Below are 21284 nucleotides of genomic sequence, written 5' to 3' on the forward strand. Positions count from 1 at the left end.
TTTAATTTCATATCTATACATGATTATTCCCTACCTAAAAAAGAGGGTCCATTATGGATATTTTTGTATTTCCAGTTATTTCGGCGTCACCAAAAATCCGTGCATCACCAAAAATCTTAGCATTTCCAAAAATACTAGCCCTGCTACCAATAATTGCATTCCCAAAAACCTTTGCATTGTCAAAAATCTTGGCGCCGCCAAAAACTCGTGCATTATCATAAACTACAGCATCACCATAAACTTTGGCATTTACCTCTGTTTTCCCACAAACACGGGCATTATCCCCAACCCAGCAATTGCCTTCATGGCTTAAGTTGTCTTCTTTTTCTATAAAACCGCCTAGATCACCAGCTTTAACATATCCAAAGTCTCGTAATGCTTTAATTCTATGAAGTGTCTTAAAGGCAAATTCGATTGTCTCATCAGTCAGTTTGTATTTTTTCATCTGGTTTTTCCCTACCTTAAAATAGCGTCACTTCCATAAAATGCTGTATCGCCGGCTACTATGGCATTACCACGAACTTTTGCGTTATTATAAACTTCGGCATCATCATAAACCTTGGCGTTTTCATAAACTTTTGCATTTTGATAAATACAAGCATTGCCTCCAACCCAGCAATTGTCATCATGGCTAAGATTTCTTTCACTCTCGACAAAGCCTCCAAGGTCGCCTTCTTTGACATCATCAAAATCTTTTAAGACGCGTATGCGATAAAGCGTTGTTCCATCAACTTTTATTGTTTCATCAGTGAGTTTATATTTCTTTTTTATCATGATAACCTCCTCTTAATGCATGCTTTGTCTTTTAAGTTCTTGAGACAGCAGCCCCATGCCTTTAGTGGTAATTTTTGCACAAGGAATGACTTTTTCTATTCCACTGGCAGTTTGAAGTGTAATGGTTGGACAGTCCATTAGTTTCTTTTGGATTTTGTCTTGATAAGGGAGCAAATTTCCACCTATTGTACGTCTGTAAACCCAACCTTTTTTCTGTAAGAATTGAATGAATTGTTTTGGTTGCATCTCGAGGATTTTAGCCGCTTCAGTAAGACCAAAGAGCCCATTATGGCGCTGTAAACTTTCAAGAGCCATGGCTTTTGGTGTTAAATCTTCAATAATGCTGTCTTTTTGATCTATTTGTCCTTGTAGGTAATTCAAAAAGCCAATCATAGCTTTTGGACTTGAATAATCGATTTGTGGTACTGCTACCTGTTTTGCACGCTTTTCACATTCGATAAAGTATTGACGCGCTTTTTTCCCTTGTTCATTACGCTCTACCATGGAAAGTTCTTTTGCCATTTCTAAGGTGAGATGGTAATTAATGGCGATAACAGCTCTAGATTTTGTGCTCCCCAATTTTGGGGACCGCAAATCTTGTGTTTTTATAAAATCATTTCCCTCTTCAAATTCATATTGATTAATACGGTCCTTAATCCAAGTTGAAAAATCTTTTCCTATTTCCAAAAATGCATGCAAATCACGTGCATTGACTGTTTGAACCGTTTCGTTTTTGATTGTGTTGTGCTGAATGGCAATAAGCTTTTTCATTACAAACCTCATTTTAGTGGGATTAAAGGGGGCGCTTTTTAAACGCCCTTCAGAATTTTAAAGCACATCACAAGGACGCAAACGGTGCTGTTGTTCATAAGTACCGTACATTTCATCTTCATATTTTTGTTTTTCTAAATCAGATAAAAGGTCATGGTAAGCATCACTTTCACGTATAAACTCATGAACCTCACTCTCCTCATGGAGATGGTCGATATTTTTTTCTACATATGCTTCTGCAATTTCTTCAGAGATATCTTCACAACTCTTTTCAGAAGGATTTATACGAAAGATTTGGATAACATCATCTACCCCATTAACAATGCTTAGAATTTGACTTGCATCAAGCGGTCCAGATTCTGCAATGTGTTCATCTCTATCGAAGTAAACTAAATGAACTAAGAGAATTTCATCGGAATTTATAAGAATTGGCTTTTCCATTTTCCCCTCCCTAACGCCTAATAGCGATTGTTTGTGTTAATTTATAATATATTTATATAACTATAATTATAAAATAGCAAGAGAAAAATTATAAAAAGTTATATTTTTTTATAAAAAATATTATAACATCTTGTAAAATAAGAAGAGAAAAATGTTTTTTAATATAGATGATAATTAGCGATAAGACCGAATCGGTTTACTGTATGAATTCGTTGGTAAGATAGCAAAGATTTCTCCAATCCATGCAATTTTAACATTTTTAATGGGGAGTGCATTCCAAGAAAGCAAATCTATCTCTCCATTTATCCCTCTGCTAATCTGTTTTATATATCTTTTATTATCATGCGTGAGAATAACGGCTTCTTTGCCAAAGAAGGATTCTACTGTTTTGATTTGGCGCCGTCTTACAATAACCATATCCCCATCTTTGTATGCAGGAAGCATAGAATCGCCTTTAACTTCAAAAGCAACCATATCATCAGGTAAAGCAAACGGGATTTCTACTTGTTCAAGACCATCTTCTGGAATTTGTTCAAAGCTTGGATCTATCTGTGTTCCTGCTCCGATATACCCCATAAGAGGAACAAAAGTTGTTAAGTGATTATCGCCTGTTAGTTCTTTATATAACTCTAAAATGGCGTCTCGATTAGAACCACGCGGATCAGAATCTTTTAACCACTTAGACACTGAAGCTTGCGTTACGTTTAGCCGCTTGGCTACATCTTCTTGCGTTAAGTTAAATTCAGTTAAAATCTTTTTTAACGTGCTTATGATGTTAGATTTATTACTCATACTTTTGTCTACCTTATTTTTTTGTCATTGATAAAGATAAATTTCCTTGACTTTATATAACTATAATTATATGAATAAAATAAGACAAAGCTGTAATTGGAGCTTTTAAATGGATCAACGAGAAGATTTTAAAAATTTGACTAAGTCAATACGAGGCAAATTTAATTGGACACAATCAGAAATGGCTAAAGTGCTTGGTGTAACTCAGGCAGCTGTTTGCAAATGGGAAACAAGAGGATCTATCTCTGTAATAAATTACCTAAAATTGCAACAATTAAAGAACAGTTCTATGCCTGCTTTCACACCTGCTTCTACAGATAATAACGAGCACCAGCAGCACCATTCACACTCTTAAGAAGAAAGATCAAAGATGATACAACCACAATATGAAGAAAGGAAATAAAAAAGATGGATTACGGTTTAGCAATATCATTACTATCCATATCGGTTATTGTTTTGAATATTATTGTATTTTTTCATTGGTACAATAACAGATAGGAGAAGAAAATAAGACGATACAGTCACAATATGAAGAAAGGAAATAAAGATGGATTACGGTTTAGCAATATCATTACTATCCATATCGGTTATTGTTTTGAATATTATTGTATTTTTCATTGGTACAATAATAGATAGGAGAAGAAAACTAAGATAACTAAAGACTTAAACCTTACAGCTTGTTTTTAGTGTATAGCTCTTTATTTTATCTTTTCTTCATTGCGAGTGAGGGAACGATATAGAGCGCGTTCTGTCTTGGATATCTTAGCCAAAAAATTCACTCTTTGCGTCTCTGAAAAACGGAAAAAGCCAATGCAATAAAAAGCTTTAAGTGTTTTATTGGGGTAGTTAGAGGAAGTATGTTCTAAAGTAATATTTATAGGATTTACTATATCTGGTTGCATAGCTTGAATAGTCAATAAAATTGTAAGTTCCTTCTTACTCTCTACATTAAACAGATCAAATGTACTCTCTGGTTCCGGTTTTAACTTAGGATCTATTAAGTTGATGTATTTAGGTTTTATAGAGATATTGATGCTTTGTTCTCTAATAATTTTGTGATTTGGACTGGGATAGAGGGCTTCGACAAATTGAAACGGACTTTGGGGATCTAGCCAGATATTATTTATCTTAATGGCTTGTTTTGTGGGATTGTAGCAGGTTAAATCTACTTTGAATGTGGGATTTTCATTTGAATCGTAAGGTACATTTGCTAGCGTTTTCGTATAATTAATTTGTAATTTAGGTCCTAAAACTTGTTCTTTGTGTTTTCTGTATCCTAACCAAATTGAAACACCAGCATGAATAGTAGTAGCAGTGAGAGAGATTATAGAAAAGCATTCAAATATCATTAACATTTCCCCCCTCATTTCGAAAATAATAAACGTCGAATGGTTTTATGAAAATAATGTTTAATGGAATTTCAAATGAATAACACGATTCTTTGTCTTGATCTAGGTACCAAGACTGGTTGGGCTATATGCGGTGCTGATGGTCACATAACAAGCGATACAGAACATTTTCAATCACGCCGTTTTGAAGGCGGTGGTATGCGTTATCTGCGCTTTAAGAAATGGCTTTCTGAACTAAAGAGGTCTGTTGATGAAATTGATGCCGTGTATTTTGAAGAAGTACGCCGGCATGTGGGTACTGATGCAGCGCATGTTTACGGTGGCTTTCTAGCAACTTTAACGGCTTGGTGTGAACATCATCAGATACCGTATGAAGGCATTCCAGTTGGTACGATTAAGAAAGCGACAACGGGGAAGGGGAATGCTTCAAAAGAAGAAATGATTAAAACGGTGCGTGCAAAAGGGCACGCGCCTAAAGATGACAACGAAACAGATGCTTTGGCAATTTTATATTTAATGAAAGAAGGGGGTATGCATGTCTAATGGTATGCCATGGATAAGGTTTCATTTGTATGACTGGATAAGTGGTACAGATGGAATGACATTGGAGCAAAGGGGGGCTTATATGACGCTTCTCGTTCGCATGTACGATAAAAAAGCACCAATTAAAACAGACTTTGGAACGCTCGCACGCGCTTGCAATTGTTCGCAGAAAAAATTTGCAGCTATTGTCGAATATCTCATAAGGAATGATAAACTTATTGAGACAGATGATGGATTATGGAATACGCGTGTTGAAGAAGAGCTAAAAGATTTTTCGGATAAAAAAGACCACATATCACAAGTTCGTAGTGAAGCTGGTAAAAAAGGTGCGCAAGCAAAAAATGCGATAAAACAACATGTTAATAATTTTGCTGAAGCAAATGACAAGCAAAACAGTTTTTTTGCTGAAGCAAACGCTAAGCAAAATCAAGCTATAAAGAACCAGAATAAGAATATATATAAAAAAACTAAAACTATCGTTTTAGCAAAAAAAGAAATTGGTTCTGAAAATTTAGAAACAAACGATTTGCTTGAAGAGCCAATCGAGGGTGATACCCTCCAGAGCCAATCAGAACAAATCGAAACGGTAGAAACTAACCAATCAACCCTTCACGAGCAAGAAAACGTTCCGAAAAAAGCAAAACGAACAAAAGCTAATCGGGGTTGTCGTATCCCTGCGGATTTTGAACCCGATTACGATTTTGCACTTGCAGAAGGCTTGCCTCCAGAGCGTATCAAAGTCGAAATCGCAAAGTTTAAAGATTACTGGCGTTCAAAAGCCGGAGCAAATGCAACCAAAACCGATTGGCAAGCAACATGGCGTAATTGGGTACGCAGGGCGGTTGATGATTTAGAAAAAACAAAAAACACAAACAACAATGGTGGAAACAATGGAAACTTTTCAAAAGATCAAAGAACTCGTGGTGGTACCGGAGAGACAATCCGTAACCTTATACGTGATGCAGGATTTAGTGAATCCACTTCAAAGCATTGCAGATCAAATGGTGCGATACGTCACAAGGGAATATCCATGGACCTTGATCAATGGCGTGAAATTGACACCAGCACTAGAGGAACAAGCTTTCACAACCTATCAGACAGTCCAAAACTTACTTACCTTGAAAGCGTCTGTTGAAGACATTGCAGAGGCTCTTGATGTGCTTGAAGGTGGTTTGACCATGCAAAAAGTTTCAAATCCACAAGCGCGTGCAAAGGCTTATATCGCTGCTCTTAACGGCATTTCACTATGGGCTTTGTTGCAGGCTGTTAAAAATCTTATACGTGGAGAAGCCAAAGGTATGTCAACAACGTTTGTACCAACATCTGCTGATCTTGCGCAGTATTGTCGTGATTTGGAAGGCGGGCTTTCTGGAGCTTCTAAGAAAGTTTTTATAGCCATTGAAAATACACGCAACAAGGCATTGGGTGGTAAACGCATTTCATTCACGAGAATAGGCAAGCCCGATGAAGACCGTCATAACAATGATCGTTCAAAAGCAGCTTAAAATAGCAAAATAGTGAAAAGTGCTGATCGTTTTATGATTAGATATGCGTTTAAATCGTCAAAAAGGTACCATACAGCGCGATTTAAAGATTTTATGATGAAAACAACATCTGCAATATACTGTATGATCAAATTTGAGATAAATAAGCCCATAGGTAAAATTAGGATTAAAACATGCCAATTTTAAAATATTTATCCTTAATAAACCGTAAACAGTTCATGCAAAAGAAGTTTGTTGCAACAGCTGTTGGTTATGTTCCTTGGGGTGATGGAGCAGCAGAGTATTTTTACAACCTCTATGAATATGAAGATGGCACAAGAGAGTGTGAAAAGTTTGATGGTGGTCAGTATTACACCATACCAGAGAATGCGGATTTTAGCACCAAAGCGCAAGTGAAAGCATGGGTTTACGGTGGTACGGTACCTAAAAGCATTCTCAATTACGAACCTCTCATTGATGAGATCAACAAAGAAATCAAGCTGCGTTTTTAATTGTGATAACCACCTGCTTACCAAGAACAGTCAGTGCTTGCTCTAGTGTTTGAAGTTTTGTTGGATAATTTAGATCAAGAATGCGTCTTGCTTCTGTTTCTTTCTTACCCAAACGACGAGCCAATTCTGTTTTTGTAATATTCGCTTCATTAAAAGCTTCTACCACTGCGAGCTTAAGAGCATTCCACGCATCTACCGTTACCTCTACAAGACCTTTATACTGCTGTGGTGTAGGGAGAGGCAAACCACGCATTGGATAGCTTCGTAATGCCAACCCTAAAGCTTCAACAGCATTCTCTAATGCCTCTGCTCTATTTTCTCCAGCTGTTATTGCTTCTGGTACATCTGGAAAGGTTACAACAAAACCACCATCTGGATCAGTTTCAAATTTTGCTTGATAAGTATATTCCATATCTAAATCTCCTTTCTATTATCAAAACGCCTCTAAGAGTGGTATAAAAACATTCAAATGAAAACTTCACACTCCCAACTGTTTTTTGATTATTTTCACATAGAGCGGGGTTAATTCACCAGATTTTATAACGGTCGTCTTATCTCCAAAAGTGACTAAATAATGGGATCCCTTGCCTGCATCTGGAGCCTCACTGTAATGAATACCTCTTTTTCTGGCTTCTTTACGTAACTCTCTAAGCAGTGCTTCTCTTTTCATTCACCCTCTCCTGTTTTTACAAAATCAATATCGCACAAAAAAGTTCGTTAGTCAATAACAAATCGTACAAAAAAGTTGATATAGACTTTGCTAATTTAGAGGATGCTTATTGAAAAACTGAAGGCAAAACGAAAAAGCTATACCATTTGTAGACATAGCTTTTTGCTTAAATAATTTATCAAATAATATTATAAATGTAATACTTTAAAAAATATGATTAATAAATTGAAAATATTGAAAAAATAAATAAATTATGATAGGATTTTACGTATATAAAATGCAAATCAAATGGAACTTACAAACATGTTGAATAAAGTGACTTTAATTGGCTATTTAGGGGCTGATCCCAAAAGCAAAACTATGAATTCTGGTGCCGAAATAGTCAATTTTCGGTTGGCAACCTCTGAGAGCTATACAAATAAAAATACCAATCAAAAAGTAGGGAAAACGGAATGGCATTCCGTGGTGGTTTTTAATCCGCATTTGGCAAAAATCGCTCTTCAATACTTAAACAAAGGTTCAAAAGTTTACATAGAAGGCAAATTACAAACCCGTAAATGGCAAGATAAAAACGGTATTGACCGTTACACAACAGAAATTGTCTTGTCACAATACAAAAGTGAATTGTATTTGCTTGATGCAAAAAAAGAGCAATCTACCCCCTCACCCGTTACTTCTCAAAATTATGCTATCGCCTCTGGTGCCTCCGATTATAGCGCATCTTATAATGACAGCATGCCATTTTGATTGAAAAAATATGACAAAAAGAAAAAAACGAGCGAAACGCGGTCGTCCACGCATTGAAGGATGTATCAGAGAACCAAATGGTCGTATTTCACGAACCAAAATGCCCCATGACCCTATCGATAAATTGGCAATTGAAATGCGTGCCAAATGCTTTGGTTTGACCATAGAAGAGGCTAAAAATCCGCTTTCCGGTACCTATATCGGACGGCTTTATCTGCAAGGCAACCTTAATCAAGATCAATACGATGCTGCACAAAAATATCTTGAAGTGAGAAATGATTATTTATGTGCAAAAACATTGCCTAGTGCAATTTATGATGAAATGCCCTCATCTTCTGATGAAGCAGCTAGAAAAAAATGGGTTAAATTTATAACAAAACAATTTTCAAATATGCAAGAGGTAATAAAAGAAACACAACATCTTTACAGACAGTATAATTTTTATGCTGCATTACAATATCTTGTTATAGAAGATCTAGAATTAGCATATCTTGTACCTTCATTACATATCGTCCTTAATGCTCTTCAAAAATATTTTGGTTATTAAAAACATTGACTTAGAATAAGAAAAAGTATAGTGTGTAAATATATACACATTATGAGATTGGGTAATGGAACAAAACAGCCGAAAGATAATTGCAAAATTAAAACGCGACGGCTTTGAACTTGTTAAAGTGAAAGGTTCACACCATAAATTTAAAAAAGATAGCAAGGTTGTTATTGTTCCACATCCTAAGAAAAATCTTCCAATCGGTACAGCGCGTTCTATTGCACTACAAGCAGGCTGGTTAAAAAAAGGAGAAGAAGAATGAAAAGATTTTTTGCTCTTGTTCATAAAGATGAAGATTCTGCTTTTGGTGTTCAGTTTCCTGATTTTGAAGGTCTATTCTCTGCTGCTGATGAAGAAGAAAATCTTATCATAAATGCTACCGAAGCCTTACAACTTTATTGTGAAGATATGGATACAGTGCCTGTTCCTTTAAAATTTGAAGAAGTGATACAACAAAAAGCTGTTAAAAAAGCTTTGTCACAAGGAGCTTTTTTAATACAAGTTCCTTTTATTGAAAATGATGCAGAAGTCGTGCGTACCAATATATCAATTGAACGAGGACTTTTGCGTGCAATTGATAATTGTGCACAAGAGAGAGGTTTAACAAGATCTGCTTTTTTGGCAACAGCAGCCCGCCATGAGCTTAATATTTAGCTATTATTAATGAAAATCAAAAAGCAGCAGGTAAACAAAATGCTATAGTTAAGAGGGATATGACTATCATTGATATCATATACATGGCATCTAATATTTTTGGACCTGTCATTTCTCTTCCCTTCTATAATAATTGCTCAGTAATTTATAAATAAATAAGTTTTAAGCAGCATCTTGGATACTAATGGTAACTTCTTTGCCAAGAGTAATAAGAGTGGATTCTAAAGTGTCTAATTTTGTTGCGTGGTTTAAATTCAACAATCGGTCAATTTGTATTGGATTGAGTTTTAAAAGACGCGTAAGATCAGCTTTGCGTAAATTCTTTTCGACCATAGCGTTATGTATTGCAATTTTTAAAGTAACCAATGAAGATACTTCAACAAAAGGATAGGCAGTATCACGAGCTCCCAAAGGGACAACTTCTCGATCTTGGAAACGCCCCATAATAACTGTTAAAAGGGCATCTTTAGCGTGTTCTAAAGTCTCTTTTTCGTCGTTACCATAGGTAATAAATTCTTGAAAGTCTTTGGAAACGACAAGAAGAGTATCATTGTCATCTTTGATAAATTTAAGTGCATATTTCATTTACATCTCCATATTCAGACTTACTTTAGGTCAAGATCTTTAAGAATCTTTTGAACTAATCCCGTTCCTAATTCTTTCCGCGTACCATGCATAGGTAAAATGAACTTTTTAGAACCACGTTTTACAAGCAAATGGCCGATAAAATACTAAGTTTTGATCAAAAAATGAAAAAAAATACAAAATATAGATTTTTTCTATTGACAATACGTAGAAAATTTTATTTAATGCCTGTGCTGTCACGGGTCGTATTGTGTCTAAAATTCAAAAATATTCCCTAAAATTTGATAAAATATTAAGCTTTAAAAGTAGTTTAACTTATTGTTTTTATTGATAAAACTGGCTTATCTATTTTGCACACATCAAAAGCCATTCATTGACCAATAATGTCATTAATTAACTTCCTCAAAAGGAGTGAAGATGAAAGCAATCATTACCAAACCAATGTGCGTTGTTGGCGACAACAAAAGCACTGTTCGTTTTGAAACATCAACTTTAAATAATCCATTTGTGGAAATTTCCAATCAAGTCTACGCCCGACTTAAACGAGCAAACGCCGCAAAACCCTTTGTGGAAAGTAAAACAACAACAAAACCAGATAAGGTAATTGAACCAATTAAGCCAATAGAAAAAGAAGCCGTACAGATATCCTCTGAACCAAGTGCAGAAGAAACTTCACTTCAACAGACCGAAACATCTAAAGTTTCCAAATCATCAACACCTACGATAAAAAAGCTTAAAAGTTGAAATTAATCATCCATCAAGAATGGTATCTTCAACAAGCAAAAGATACCTTTACCAATCTTCAAGCACCACGCCTTAATTGGGCTTTGCGGAACGCTATAAACACTTCAGCAAAACAAGTCGAACGCTTTACTGAAAAGCAAGTTGCCGACCTCTCATCAGCCCAACTAAAACGTATCAAAAAAGGTATTTATATTAAAGGAAAAGCTACCGCAAAATTTCTCGAGACAGATATCATTGGTTCTGGAACACCCTTGCCTCTTAAATTTTTTCAAGCAAAAGAAACAAAACGCGGTGTAACTTACAAATTGTTTGGAAAGAAAGAAATCTTGCCGCATGGTTTTATTAAGGGGGGAAATTTTCCAAAGCGTGTTGAATTAAAAATGCATGGTAATGTCTTTCAAAGAGATGACGGTGATAAATTCCCCATTGCAAAACAAGAAGGACCTTCAATTGCTACAGTAATGTCTAAGCCAGAGATTACAAATGCTATTATCCAAGAAGCCAATGAAAGATTAACCAAAAACATACAGATCCAACTTACACGTCAAGAATACGCTGCCAATAAAAGAGGCTAGATCATGTTCTTAAGCTTTATCTCTATATTACATATAGTTATTAGTTTACGCATTACATATTCTTATTACAATTTTAACAACAGATTATCACTTATGCTTTGTTTTTTCCATAAAAAAAACCAATAAAATCAATGCAAAAGGTACTTTCCAGCAGGTTGGCTTCGTTGCGGGGCGGCCGAGCGCGAACTATCGCTAGCGACAGAATTTTGAAATCAACTGGACATTGTACACTTAACATATTGATAAATAACAAAATTAATGTGCATTAATATACACATTATACAATCTAGGATTATTTAAAAAAATGTGAAGTCACCACTTGACAATATGGCAATAATGTGTCTACTGTTGAGCTAGGTGCCTCAAAAACACCCAACGATAAGCGGATAGATTACCGAAATAATCTCTTCCCGCCGAGATTTAAAAACTTTGACTCATCACATGCTTTGTAGCATATAGTGATTTTGTCGGGTGTGGTTACACTATACAATACCTTTGCAGGGAAAGTGTAACGACGGACTTATCGCCGTGTTTTTGAGCACCCGACACTCTTTTTAGAGTGTCAATCAAAAACATCTAACGATAAGGAGTTCACATGAACACTCTCATAGAAACTAAAGAAAGCACTTTTAGCGAAGCAACAGTTCAGACTATGTCTAGTCGTGAAATTGCTGAGTTGTGCGATAAGCAACATAAGCATATCATGCGTGATATTAAGAAAATGCTTGAAGAATTATATTCTGAAAGAACTGCCCCCAAATTTGGGGTGAGTAATTTTACTGAGCCCAAATCTGGGCTGAGTGAATTTATAGGGGTCTATAAAGATTCAACGGGTCGCACCCTCCCTTGTTACAACCTCCCAAAGCGTGAATGTTTAATTCTCGTTTCTGGTTATAGCACTGCCTTACGAGCAAAAATAATTGATCGTTGGCAAGAATTGGAAAAACAAATAGCCGCACCACAGATTGATTACTCCAAACCCGAAGCCTTGCTTGGTGTATTAAATCACCTACAAAGTCAAATCGAGCAGAAAGATCATGTGATTGCTGAATTAACTCCAAAAGCAGAGGCTTTGGATGGTTTAAAGCGTTCTGATGGGCTGTTCGGTCTTATTGAAGCAGCAAAGATGTTAGAGATACGACCAAAGGATTTAAGCGATTATTTGCGCAAACATGATTGGGTCTATCGACGGGCTCCAGGGGCGCCTCTGTTACCCTATCAAGATAAAATTAAGAAAGGTTTTATGGACTGCCCCGCGATTATTATTCAAAGACCAGATGGGACAGAAAAGGTACTGCCTTCAACGAAAATCACCTCTAGAGGATTGGCATGTTTAAGAGAACAAATCCATGGAGGTGTACAATGAATACTAGTATTGATTTTTTATGCGATTTGTGGATGGCGTTGTATCAGTTTTCTGATCGTGATGATGTTGAAGACAAGGCTTTTAATACTCTCATTGAGACTATGGATGCGATAGAAAAAGCTTTAATTTTAAAACTTCAAGATGAGACCCCAAATGCACTGAAAATTTTGGCAATGATTACAAATTTTGGAACGTTAAGACCACCTCCGATTATAGAATCTTTATTGAAATCTTACGAACCAGATTTAGACAACCCCATTAAAAAGGTTGCTTAAGGTAAAATATGCCCCCTCCTCGCTCTCAAAATGGGGAGGTGGTAGTATACTCAATCGTCCGCATAGAGATCATCAAATAATTCGTCCACGGAATGAAACTTTTTTAAATTGCCTTCATCAAATTCAGCAAAAGCCGCTATCGTTTCTGCATTGGGTTGAAATAAAAAAGAAGGAATAGCTTTATCTTGTGCAATACGTGTCATCAACACTCTCACGACATCACTTACTGACAAACCAGAAGCTTGAATAACTTGACGAGCAACATTTTGAATCTCTTCCGGTACGCGCGCTTGAACCATACGACTGGTAGCCATAATGATTTCTCCTTTCTTAATTGTATTTCAATGTAATACAATTGGAGTTTAATTTAAACTGTACAGCACTTTTTAGGGTGGAGAGATTGGCTTAACAACCGCTTACTTTTTAAAAGGATTCACCCACGTTTACGGCGCTCTTCTGCTACGTACTTAAAGAAAGAGGGTGGTAAAACATCTTTGGCTGGCTTTAGGCGTGCAAGTTCTTCATCTGTCAATGGTGGAGAATCCACGGCTTCCAAATCTTCTTTTGTGTAACCATATCGTATTTCAGAGCTTTTTTTAAGAGCTAACAATTTTTGTGTAATTTGGAGTGTATCTGTTTGCATACCGGAATACATACCCGATTATACCCAATTGTCAATTATTCGTAAAACCGTAAAACCTTACTTCTTAGAGCAAAGAAGAAAGCAAGGGGCAATTATGAATAAGAAATCTCGAAAAGGTCTATCGCTTCGTGCCTTTGCCAAAAAGATGCGTGTTTCCCCTAATGCGGTGGTTTCTCGTTTTAAAACTGGAAAATTTGATAAGGCTATTTTTGAAGATGGTTCTGTTAATGAAGCGCTTGCAACAGCTATCTGGAATGAGAATCCAACAAAGCGCCTTGCCCCATTTTTAGCACCGGATGGTCAAGCGCGGACAAAGATCAAACAAGCCTCATCGGAGGGTGCTAATGAATACGAAATTAAACTGGAGCGAATGCAAGTTGCCCTTGAAAGCGAAAAGATTGCTCTTGAACGTTTGCGCAAAACAACCGTTGACCGTGAAGAAGTAAAGAGAGCAGCCCGTGAGTTTGGAAGAGCACACCGTGATGCCATGTTGAATTTCCCTCACCGCTTTGGAGCAAGTATTGCCGCACAGGTTGGATGTGATGCCGCAAGCCTTATCGGTGCTATCGATTATTATATACGAAAAGCTTTGCTTGAAGCTGTTCATATTCCAGTTCCTTATCATGATCATCAACCTCCAGAATGAGAGCGTTTTAGGGCACGCAAAGAATGAATAATGGATGAGAATGCTGTTAAAGAATTTTTCGCCAATGCCAATGATGCAAGACAACCGGACCCACCGTATACGGTTTCTCAATGGGCGGACAAGAATAGATACCTTAGCACCGTAGCAAGTGCTGAACCTGGATTGTGGAGAACAAAACGCACCCCTTATTTGCGCGAAATCATGGATAATCTTTCCTCTTATGTGCCTATTGAAACAACCATTGTTATGAAAGGGGCACAAGTTGGCATGTCAGAGGCAGGACTGAACTTTTGTGGTTATGCTATTCATTATAGTCCAGGACCAGCCCTTTATGTCATGCCCACCGTTGAGACAGCCAAAAAGCTTTCAAAGACGCGGCTTGACCCCATGATTATGGCCAGTCCCGTTTTAAGTGAACGCATAGCCCCTGCCCGTGCGCGTGACAGCGGTAATACCATGTTTTCTAAAGAATTTGATGGGGGGGCGTTGATGCTTACAGGAGCCAATAGTGCTGCTGGTTTACGCTCTATGCCTATTCGTTATCTGATTTTGGATGAGGTTGATGCTTATCCTCTCAGTGTCGATAACGAAGGTGATCCAGTGATGATCGCAGAAAAGCGTACCTCGACCTTTATTCAACGAAAGATCTTTAAATTGTCCACGCCAACCCACCGTGACACAAGCCGTATTGCCAAGGATTTTGTTTTAGGAGACCAGCGATATTACAATGTCCCTTGTGATGCATGTGGTGTACTCCAGCCTATTGTTTGGTCACAGATTAAATGGCCGAAAGGTGCCCCTGAAAAGGCTGTTTTTGTTTGTGCGCATTGTGGTCACGAGCATGCTGAACACCGAAAAACAGATTTGATGTGTGAAGAAAGAGGTGCGTGTTGGGTTCCAACGAGCGAGTCAAGCAGACCCAATTTGCGCTCTTATCATATTTCTGCACTCTATTCCCCTTGGCTAACGTGGAGGGAATGTGCAAGAGAGTTTTTAAATGCCAAAGATGATCCAGCCCTTCTGCAACCTTTTGTGAACACTGTTCTTGGAGAACCATGGGAGGATAGAACCGGTGAAGTTGTTGATCCAGACAGTCTCTATGCAAAACGCGAAGAGTATCCCCTTGCACCAGAACAAGCCGTGGTGTTGACAGCAGGAATTGACGTACAAAATGACCGTTTAGAGCTTGAAGTGGTGGGTTGGGGACGCAGCGAAGAAAGTTGGCATATTGATTATCAAGTTATCCTTGGTGATCCCTCTTCTTTTGAAGTATGGGACCAACTGGATGAATATCTTGCAAAACGTTGGCCGCATCCAGGCTATAAAGAGGGTATTAGGATAACGGCGGCTTGTATTGATACTGGTGGTGGACATACACAGGCTGTTTATAATTATGTGCGCCCCCGTGAAGGACGGCGCATTTGGGGCATTAAGGGACAGGCTGGCTGGCGTGCGGTATGGCCACGCCGCCCAAGCAAAAACAACAAAGGACAGATTAACCTCTATATTGTTGGGGTTGATGCGGCGAAAGATATCATTACAGCGCGCTTTAAAAAATCGGGTCCCGAAGCAACGGGGGCTGGTGCAACACATTTTCACAAAAGCCTTGATCGAGAATATTTTGACCAGCTAACCGCTGAAAGAAAAGTGATCAAATATTTTAAAGGCTTCAAGCGTATTGAATGGCAAAAAAGTGAAAAGGCAAGAAACGAAGCCTTGGATTGTAGGGTCTATGCTTATGCGGCTTTACAAGGTCTGATTTCGGCAGGAATAAACCTTAATCGAGAAGTTGATATCTTAGAAGAGCGCTTGGAAAAGCTTAAAATTGAAGGTTCTGTAAAGCAGACAACATCAGAACATGTGCTCTCTCCTTCTCCCAAAAAATCTCAGATAGCACAGCCTCAAAAGAAACCATTCAGAACAATGATGAATCCTTATATGCGAGGGGATTGGAGGTAATTTGTGGATGAAACTTTAGGACAATTTAACGGCAAAATTGAAAGACTTGAAAGTTTAAAAAGGCGGCGTGAGAAAATTGAAGAAGCTCTTTATTCGGGAGCACAATCGGTACGCCATGGCGATAAGCAAGTAAGCAACCGCTCTGTTGAGGAACTGCGCAGAGCGCTTGAGATGCTGAACACACAAATAGCAGACCTTGAAGGACGCAAACGTTCACGCGTGTTCTATTTTAATATATCACGAGGCTATTAATGGCTGGTTTGTTCAATAAAATTACGGGATTTTTTACAATTTCTCGTCAACACAACCCCCATTTTGAAGCGGCAAGCAAAAGCCGTCGTATGAGTGGTTTTGACCCCGCAAAAAAACATATCAATAAAGCCATTGAAGAATGCGGTGATACCGTTGTTGCCCGTTCAAGATGGCTTTATGACAATGAATCTCTTTATGGTTCTGCAACAGAGGAATGGGTTTCTGCCGCGGTGAGTGATGGGATTAAACCCTATCCTCGTATTGAAGGTTTTCAAGAAGAAAAGAAAAAGCTTTTAGACTTATGGTGGCAATGGGTTGATGAAGCCGATTATGATGAAGATGCCAACTTTTATGGGCTGCAAGCAACCATTGCACGAGAGGTCTTTTTAACTGGTGAATGCTTTGTAAGACTGCATTATGTTGACCTTTATGGACGCTCTGGTGTGCCTCTTCAGTTACAAATTTATCCTACCGAAATGTTGGACCTTTCCTACAATGGACCTGCTGAGATTGAAGGCAATTACATTCGTATGGGGATTGAATTTAATGAAAGTGGTAAGCGTGTTGCTTATCATTTCTGGAAACATCACCCTTATGATGATTGCCCTTCCAATACAATTTTTGAGAGCCAAGAGCGCATACGCGTGCCTGCTGAAATGGTCATTCATATCAAAGAGCGCCGGATTGCTGGACAATTGCGCGGTTCTCCAAAAATAACGCGCTCTATGACAAAAATCTTTCAACTTGAATCCTATGATGATGCAGAACTTGAACGAAAAAAAACAGCGGCTCTTTTTGCAGTGTTTATTACAGGGAAGGAATCTCATGAAGCAGAGTTAGAGGGAAATCGCGCCCCCCCCCCCCAAAAAAAAAGATTGAAGAGGTCCCTGAAGAGCACCCAATTTACCCTGGCTCGGTTAACGTGGTCGATGGTGAAAAACAAGTTACATTCTCAAATCCTGTTGAGGTTGGTGGTTCTTATGAAGCCTTTCAGTATCGCAATATTTTAAGAATTTGTTCTGCTCTCAATATGCCTTATGCCGTTGTGACAGGAGATGTTACACGGGGGAATTTTTCTAATGTGCGAACCTCCATCATTCAATTTAGACGCCATATTAAACAATGGCGAGAACATATCATTGCCTTTCAGTTTAATCGCATTGTTTGGGAACGCTTTGTCGAAATGGCAGTGCTTGGCCAATGCGTGAATTTACCAGGATGGGAAGAAAGTCCCTTGCCATGGCTTCAATGTGAAAGCTTTGCACCACCCCTTGAAATGATTGACCCCATTAAAGACATTTCCGCAGAAAAAGAAGAAATCCGTGCTGGCTTGAAAACACGACGTATGGCGTTGGCTGAACGGGGCTTTGATATTGATAACATTCATGCCGAACTTGAAGAAGAACGCACAGATGCGCACAAGCGGGGTTTATCCTTTGATACCGATAATGCGCTAGCGCCCTCTGGTGGCAATCAACTGATTGATGATGAAGATTCAGATCCTTCTGAGAGTTATGAAAGCAACCAAGACAGTAAGGCACAAGCAAATGGTGAATAATCTTGATATGCCTTTTTTGGCATCACGGCTTTTTGGTGTTCCACACATGCTTGCTTCTACAAAGCTTGATATTATTCTCAATGCGCTTGCTCCACGGCTTTTTGCAGGAGAAAAGTTTGCCGTGAAAGTCTTTTTGGAAAAAGATGGGGCTGCTTTAAGACCACCAGAAACTTACGTGGTGCAAAACAATATTGCTATCATACCGGTTCATGGCACGCTTGTGCGCCGTGGTGCATGGCTTGGGGCTTTATCGGGATTGACCTCTTATGAAGGTTTGGGCGCTTCTTTTCGTGAAGCCATTGCACAACCTGATGTTCATGCAATATTGCTGGATATTGACAGTAGCGGTGGAGAAGCCGGCGGTGTGTTTGATCTGGTGGAAAAGTTTCAAGCACTTTCACAAAAATATAACAAGCCGATTTGGGCACATGCCAATGAATTTGCTTGTTCGGCAGCTTATGCCATTGCTTGTTCTGCTTCTCAAATCTGGATTGCACGCACAGGGGTTGTGGGCTCCATTGGTGTTGTTTGTGCACATCTTGACCAGTCCCGTGCAGATGAAAAACATGGGCTGAAATGGACCTTTGTCTTTGAAGGTGATCACAAAGTTCATGGCAATTCTCACGAACCCTTGAGCGATACAGCACAGATAAAAATGCAAGCCGATTGCGCCCTACTCTACGAGATGTTTGTGGATTTGGTTGCAAAAAACAGACCTCTGAATGCGGCTACAATTCGCGATACTAAAGCAGAAACTTTTATAGGTGCCCGAGCCATCACGCTTGGATTGGCAGATGCGCAGGGAACTCTTGCGCAAGCTTTGGAAGCCTTAATGGATTCCATTAACTCACCCTCAACAGCAACAAAAAAAGGACAAAGCCCATGGCACGCACACACTACCGCGCCGAACAAGAGGATGATGAAAAGATTGTCGACGTCACCCATGAAGACGAAGAAGACACTCTCGACATTGACGCAGACGACGAAGACTTCGACGATGACGACGAAGAAGAAAGCGAAGACGAGGACAACGAAGATAAGCAAGAAAACATAAAAGCAGCTCTTGAAAAAGAAAGAAAACGCGCACAGGCACTCACAAACCTTGAAAAGCAAGCAAAGCGTTTAGGTGTTTCTTTTGATGCAGCAAAAGCAATTCAAAGCGGCATGAATGTTGAGAAGGCTAAAAATGTTGTTTTATCTGCTGCTGTCTCAAAAAGTTCCTCTTTAAAACTCTCGACCACAGCGCCCCATAGTGATGGGACGAGCAAGGCAAAAATTAATACAAAATGGGAAGCAGCTTGGAGGGCAATAAAATGAGTCAAGTTTTTTATGAAGATGTTCGCAATGGCGCTTATCTTGGACGCTATGATACGGATATGTCCAATGAAGAAGTGGTTTTTGCATCAGGGGCATTTGTTGAAGCCGGCACTGTTATGGGAAAAGTAACAGCAACAGGAAAATATGTTCCCCTTAATCCAGCACTATCAGATGGCAGTCAAACGCCGGCAGGGATTTCTTATGCCACTGTTGATGTAACAGAGGCAGAGCAACGCGCGGTGATTACAGCGCGCTTGAGTACCGTAAAGGCTTCTGAACTGCTATGGCCAGATGCCATCACCGATGAACAGAAAAGTGCTGCCATTCAGTCTTTAGAAGATAATAACAAAATACTGTTGCGATAGGAGAATGCGCACATGGATATGAACTTTTTTAAACACGACGCTTTCTCTGCCGTTACCATGATGAAAGCGATTGAAAACTATGAGTTTCAACCGGGGCTCATTAGCTCTCTTGATCTTTTTGAAGAAGTGGAAACAAGCACCACAGTGGTTGGCATTGAAAGACGTGACAATACATTGTCCTTGATTCAAACCAGTGAACGGGGTGCCCCTTTGGTTGAAGGAGATAGAGATGGGCGTAATCTAAGGTTTTTCAAAACAACACGGATTGCCAAAAGTGATACGGTGAAATCTGAAGAAATCCAGAACCGTCGTGAATTTGGTACAGAAGATCAACTCGAGACAGCAATGAAATATATTGCTAGAAAACAAAAGAAGCTGATTTCTGAAATTGAATTGACATGGGAAAACATGCAACTTGGCGCTGTCCAAGGTGTTGTGCTTGATGCCGATGGCTCTGTTATTGTTGATTGGTACAAGGAATGGGAAATTACACCCCCAAAGCCTATTGATTTTAAACTGAATGTTGAGACAACAAATGTTGCCGACTATGTTGACCAAGTCATCATGAGAATGATTGAGGCTTCAAAGGGAGCATTTTCTGATCGTTCACGGATTATTGGACTGTGTGGAAATGAATTCTTTTCCAAATTGAAAAACCATAAAACAATTCGTGAGACCTATCTCAACACAGCGCTTGCACAAACACTCAATAGTGCTGGAGGTGTTGCAACACCAAGTGCCATTGGTTCTGGAAGCTTTGGTAGTTTTGACTTTGCGGGTGTTACGTTCATTAATTACCGCAGTGTTCATAACTATAATGTGAGTGCGAAAGCTGGAACAAAACGCGCCATAGGGATTAAGCCCGATGAATGCCAATTCTTTCCTGCTAATGCGCCTGGGGTTTTCCAAAAAACCTTTGCACCGGGAGAAAGCTTGGATTTTGCCAACACCGTTGGAAAACCTCTCTACACCATGCTGATCGTTGATCACGACCGTAATGCATGGGTAAAACCAGAGGTCTATAGCTATCCGCTTTACATCTGCACACGCCCTGAAATGCTCTTTAAAGCGGTCAGTGGAGGAAAATAACATGCAATGGTACGGGTTGCTTCATAAAATGATTCAAGATGTACGCAATACCTTTGGGCAACCCGTCATCTACACGCGAAAAGACAATCAACAATCCTTTCAGATTACAGCAATTTACGGCATTAAACATTCAGAATCGGACGCTGGCGGGAGAATTCCCACAACAGTACCTCGAAAAGAACTTGATGTTTGTATTCATGATATCGGCGGCTTCCCCCCAAAGCCTCAAGATAGCGTTGTCATTATTTCTCCTAAAGATACTTCTCAAGACCACTTCGTGGTCACAGAGGTACAAGCCTCTGAATCCGGTATGTACAAGCTTATTCTGCGGGAGATAAAGTAAAGGCACGCTTATTAATTTTTTAAAATATGAAATCACCTCTTGACAATATGGCAACACTGTGTCTATTGTTGAGCTAGGTGCCTAAGAAACACCTTAAAACCACAAGCGGATAGATTGCCGAAACAATCTCTTCTCCGCACATTAAAGGCTTTGACTCATTATATGCCGTAGCATATAACGGTTTTGTCGGGTGTAGTTACACCATAAAATACCCTTATGGGGAAAGTGTAACGACGGGCTTGTGGCCGTGTTTCTTAGCACCCGGCACTCTTTATCTAGC

At 38.9% G+C, this 21284-nt stretch carries 31 protein-coding genes and 3 pseudogenes; 22 read left to right on the forward strand and 12 right to left on the reverse strand.

Features of this window, described 5'->3' with window-relative positions; all coding sequences use genetic code 11:
* Positions 1-34 precede the first annotated feature (34 nt).
* From FNZ60_RS08965 to FNZ60_RS08985, 5 genes are all read right to left on the reverse strand, one after another.
* A complete protein-coding gene (locus FNZ60_RS08965; protein WP_142417228.1) occupies positions 35-445 on the reverse strand; it encodes a hypothetical protein in 411 nt (136 codons plus the stop codon).
* Between the two features lie 11 nt (positions 446-456).
* Positions 457-774 carry a hypothetical protein gene (locus tag FNZ60_RS08970; protein WP_142417229.1) on the reverse strand — a complete coding sequence of 106 codons (318 nt, stop codon included), beginning with the start codon at positions 772-774 and terminating at the stop codon, positions 457-459.
* A gap of 12 nt (positions 775-786) precedes the next feature.
* The gene (locus tag FNZ60_RS08975; RefSeq protein WP_142417230.1) at positions 787-1545 is read right to left on the reverse strand and encodes an antA/AntB antirepressor family protein; all 759 of its coding nucleotides are present in this window, start codon (positions 1543-1545) and stop codon (positions 787-789) included.
* Positions 1546-1602: 57 nt separating this feature from the next.
* Positions 1603-1986, reverse strand: a complete 384-nt coding sequence (locus FNZ60_RS08980; protein WP_142417231.1) for a hypothetical protein — start codon at positions 1984-1986, stop codon at positions 1603-1605.
* A gap of 174 nt (positions 1987-2160) precedes the next feature.
* Positions 2161-2778 carry an XRE family transcriptional regulator gene (locus tag FNZ60_RS08985; protein WP_142417232.1) on the reverse strand — a complete coding sequence of 206 codons (618 nt, stop codon included), beginning with the start codon at positions 2776-2778 and terminating at the stop codon, positions 2161-2163.
* Between the two features lie 109 nt (positions 2779-2887).
* On the opposite strand from FNZ60_RS08985, the gene FNZ60_RS08990 reads away from it, so the two are divergent.
* On the forward strand, positions 2888-3133 hold the full coding sequence (locus FNZ60_RS08990) for a helix-turn-helix transcriptional regulator (RefSeq protein ID WP_142417233.1): 246 nt from the start codon (positions 2888-2890) through the stop codon (positions 3131-3133).
* Between the two features lie 343 nt (positions 3134-3476).
* On the opposite strand, the gene FNZ60_RS08995 is transcribed toward FNZ60_RS08990, so the two are convergent.
* Positions 3477-4127 (reverse strand): hypothetical protein, encoded by a 651-nt coding sequence (locus FNZ60_RS08995; RefSeq protein WP_142417234.1) that lies wholly within the window; start codon positions 4125-4127, stop codon positions 3477-3479.
* A 75-nt stretch (positions 4128-4202) separates the two neighbouring features.
* Between FNZ60_RS08995 and FNZ60_RS09000 the strand changes: the two genes are divergently transcribed.
* The 4 genes from FNZ60_RS09000 to FNZ60_RS09015 all read left to right on the forward strand — a co-directional run bounded on the left by FNZ60_RS09000 (position 4203) and on the right by FNZ60_RS09015 (position 6666).
* A complete protein-coding gene (locus tag FNZ60_RS09000; RefSeq protein ID WP_142417235.1) occupies positions 4203-4670 on the forward strand; it encodes a crossover junction endodeoxyribonuclease RuvC in 468 nt (155 codons plus the stop codon).
* A complete protein-coding gene (locus FNZ60_RS09005; RefSeq protein ID WP_142417236.1) occupies positions 4663-5805 on the forward strand; it encodes a YdaU family protein in 1143 nt (380 codons plus the stop codon). Before FNZ60_RS09000 ends, FNZ60_RS09005 begins: the two co-directional genes overlap by 8 nt.
* Entirely contained in the window at positions 5789-6175 is a 387-nt protein-coding gene (locus tag FNZ60_RS09830) for a hypothetical protein (protein WP_185913573.1), read from the forward strand. The genes FNZ60_RS09005 and FNZ60_RS09830 overlap by 17 nt, the downstream gene beginning before the upstream one ends.
* 173 nt (positions 6176-6348) lie before the next feature.
* Complete coding sequence (locus tag FNZ60_RS09015; protein WP_142417237.1) at positions 6349-6666, forward strand: hypothetical protein; 318 nt, start codon at positions 6349-6351, stop codon at positions 6664-6666.
* Here FNZ60_RS09015 and FNZ60_RS09020 read toward each other — a convergent pair.
* A complete protein-coding gene (locus FNZ60_RS09020) occupies positions 6650-7078 on the reverse strand; it encodes a type II toxin-antitoxin system HicB family antitoxin (protein WP_142417238.1) in 429 nt (142 codons plus the stop codon). The genes FNZ60_RS09015 and FNZ60_RS09020 overlap by 17 nt on opposite strands.
* A 66-nt stretch (positions 7079-7144) precedes the next feature.
* On the reverse strand, positions 7145-7336 hold the full coding sequence (locus FNZ60_RS09025) for a hypothetical protein (RefSeq protein ID WP_004859817.1): 192 nt from the start codon (positions 7334-7336) through the stop codon (positions 7145-7147).
* 303 nt (positions 7337-7639) lie between these two features.
* Between FNZ60_RS09025 and ssb the strand changes: the two genes are divergently transcribed.
* From ssb to FNZ60_RS09045, 4 genes are all read left to right on the forward strand, one after another.
* Complete coding sequence (gene ssb, locus FNZ60_RS09030) at positions 7640-8083, forward strand: single-stranded DNA-binding protein (protein WP_142417239.1); 444 nt, start codon at positions 7640-7642, stop codon at positions 8081-8083.
* Positions 8084-8093: 10 nt separating this feature from the next.
* On the forward strand, positions 8094-8630 hold the full coding sequence (locus FNZ60_RS09035; RefSeq protein ID WP_142417240.1) for a hypothetical protein: 537 nt from the start codon (positions 8094-8096) through the stop codon (positions 8628-8630).
* A 64-nt stretch (positions 8631-8694) separates the two neighbouring features.
* Complete coding sequence (locus FNZ60_RS09040; RefSeq protein WP_142417241.1) at positions 8695-8895, forward strand: type II toxin-antitoxin system HicA family toxin; 201 nt, start codon at positions 8695-8697, stop codon at positions 8893-8895.
* Positions 8892-9287, forward strand: a complete 396-nt coding sequence (locus FNZ60_RS09045) for a type II toxin-antitoxin system HicB family antitoxin (RefSeq protein ID WP_142417242.1) — start codon at positions 8892-8894, stop codon at positions 9285-9287. The genes FNZ60_RS09040 and FNZ60_RS09045 overlap by 4 nt, the downstream gene beginning before the upstream one ends.
* Positions 9288-9449: 162 nt before the next feature.
* Here the strand turns inward: FNZ60_RS09045 and FNZ60_RS09050 are convergent, their stop codons facing one another.
* Positions 9450-9872 (reverse strand): type II toxin-antitoxin system HicB family antitoxin, encoded by a 423-nt coding sequence (locus FNZ60_RS09050; RefSeq protein ID WP_142417243.1) that lies wholly within the window; start codon positions 9870-9872, stop codon positions 9450-9452.
* 20 nt (positions 9873-9892) lie between these two features.
* Positions 9893-10009, reverse strand: a pseudogene (locus FNZ60_RS10680) (type II toxin-antitoxin system HicA family toxin); the annotation flags it as partial.
* A 280-nt stretch (positions 10010-10289) separates the two neighbouring features.
* On the opposite strand from FNZ60_RS10680, the gene FNZ60_RS09055 reads away from it, so the two are divergent.
* From FNZ60_RS09055 to FNZ60_RS09075, 4 genes are all read left to right on the forward strand, one after another.
* Entirely contained in the window at positions 10290-10616 is a 327-nt protein-coding gene (locus tag FNZ60_RS09055; protein ID WP_142417244.1) for a hypothetical protein, read from the forward strand.
* The gene (locus tag FNZ60_RS09060) at positions 10613-11191 is read left to right on the forward strand and encodes a hypothetical protein (RefSeq protein ID WP_142417245.1); all 579 of its coding nucleotides are present in this window, start codon (positions 10613-10615) and stop codon (positions 11189-11191) included. Before FNZ60_RS09055 ends, FNZ60_RS09060 begins: the two co-directional genes overlap by 4 nt.
* 595 nt (positions 11192-11786) lie before the next feature.
* Entirely contained in the window at positions 11787-12557 is a 771-nt protein-coding gene (locus tag FNZ60_RS09070; RefSeq protein WP_142417246.1) for a phage regulatory protein/antirepressor Ant, read from the forward strand.
* The gene (locus FNZ60_RS09075) at positions 12554-12832 is read left to right on the forward strand and encodes a hypothetical protein (protein ID WP_142417247.1); all 279 of its coding nucleotides are present in this window, start codon (positions 12554-12556) and stop codon (positions 12830-12832) included. The genes FNZ60_RS09070 and FNZ60_RS09075 overlap by 4 nt, the downstream gene beginning before the upstream one ends.
* Before the next feature lie 50 nt (positions 12833-12882).
* Here FNZ60_RS09075 and FNZ60_RS09080 read toward each other — a convergent pair whose 3' ends face one another.
* Positions 12883-13146 carry a type II toxin-antitoxin system RelB/DinJ family antitoxin gene (locus FNZ60_RS09080; protein WP_142417248.1) on the reverse strand — a complete coding sequence of 88 codons (264 nt, stop codon included), beginning with the start codon at positions 13144-13146 and terminating at the stop codon, positions 12883-12885.
* 122 nt (positions 13147-13268) lie between these two features.
* Positions 13269-13475 (reverse strand): annotated as a pseudogene (locus FNZ60_RS09085) (hypothetical protein); the annotation flags it as partial.
* A 94-nt stretch (positions 13476-13569) separates the two neighbouring features.
* On the opposite strand from FNZ60_RS09085, the gene FNZ60_RS09090 reads away from it, so the two are divergent.
* The 9 genes and pseudogenes from FNZ60_RS09090 to FNZ60_RS09130 all read left to right on the forward strand — a co-directional run bounded on the left by FNZ60_RS09090 (position 13570) and on the right by FNZ60_RS09130 (position 21004).
* Complete coding sequence (locus tag FNZ60_RS09090; RefSeq protein ID WP_142417249.1) at positions 13570-14121, forward strand: hypothetical protein; 552 nt, start codon at positions 13570-13572, stop codon at positions 14119-14121.
* A 30-nt stretch (positions 14122-14151) separates the two neighbouring features.
* On the forward strand, positions 14152-16080 hold the full coding sequence (locus tag FNZ60_RS09095) for a phage terminase large subunit family protein (RefSeq protein ID WP_142417250.1): 1929 nt from the start codon (positions 14152-14154) through the stop codon (positions 16078-16080).
* A 3-nt stretch (positions 16081-16083) separates the two neighbouring features.
* On the forward strand, positions 16084-16332 hold the full coding sequence (locus FNZ60_RS09100) for a phage head-tail joining protein (protein ID WP_142417251.1): 249 nt from the start codon (positions 16084-16086) through the stop codon (positions 16330-16332).
* Positions 16332-17890: pseudogene (locus FNZ60_RS09105) on the forward strand (phage portal protein). Before FNZ60_RS09100 ends, FNZ60_RS09105 begins: the two are co-directional and overlap by 1 nt.
* Positions 17880-18944 (forward strand): S49 family peptidase, encoded by a 1065-nt coding sequence (locus tag FNZ60_RS09110; RefSeq protein WP_142417252.1) that lies wholly within the window; start codon positions 17880-17882, stop codon positions 18942-18944. The pseudogene FNZ60_RS09105 and the gene FNZ60_RS09110 overlap by 11 nt, the downstream one beginning before the upstream one ends.
* Before the next feature lie 110 nt (positions 18945-19054).
* Positions 19055-19207 carry a hypothetical protein gene (locus FNZ60_RS10345; RefSeq protein ID WP_246054783.1) on the forward strand — a complete coding sequence of 51 codons (153 nt, stop codon included), beginning with the start codon at positions 19055-19057 and terminating at the stop codon, positions 19205-19207.
* Entirely contained in the window at positions 19204-19572 is a 369-nt protein-coding gene (locus tag FNZ60_RS09120) for a head decoration protein (RefSeq protein ID WP_142417253.1), read from the forward strand. The genes FNZ60_RS10345 and FNZ60_RS09120 overlap by 4 nt, the downstream gene beginning before the upstream one ends.
* Positions 19573-19584: 12 nt before the next feature.
* Entirely contained in the window at positions 19585-20661 is a 1077-nt protein-coding gene (locus FNZ60_RS09125; protein ID WP_142417254.1) for a major capsid protein, read from the forward strand.
* A gap of 1 nt (position 20662) precedes the next feature.
* On the forward strand, positions 20663-21004 hold the full coding sequence (locus FNZ60_RS09130) for a head-tail joining protein (protein WP_142417255.1): 342 nt from the start codon (positions 20663-20665) through the stop codon (positions 21002-21004).
* Positions 21005-21284: the final 280 nt, after the last annotated feature.

It is taken from the genome of Bartonella massiliensis, from assembly GCF_902150025.1.
In the GTDB taxonomy this organism is placed as follows: Bacteria; Pseudomonadota; Alphaproteobacteria; order Rhizobiales; family Rhizobiaceae; genus Bartonella; species Bartonella massiliensis.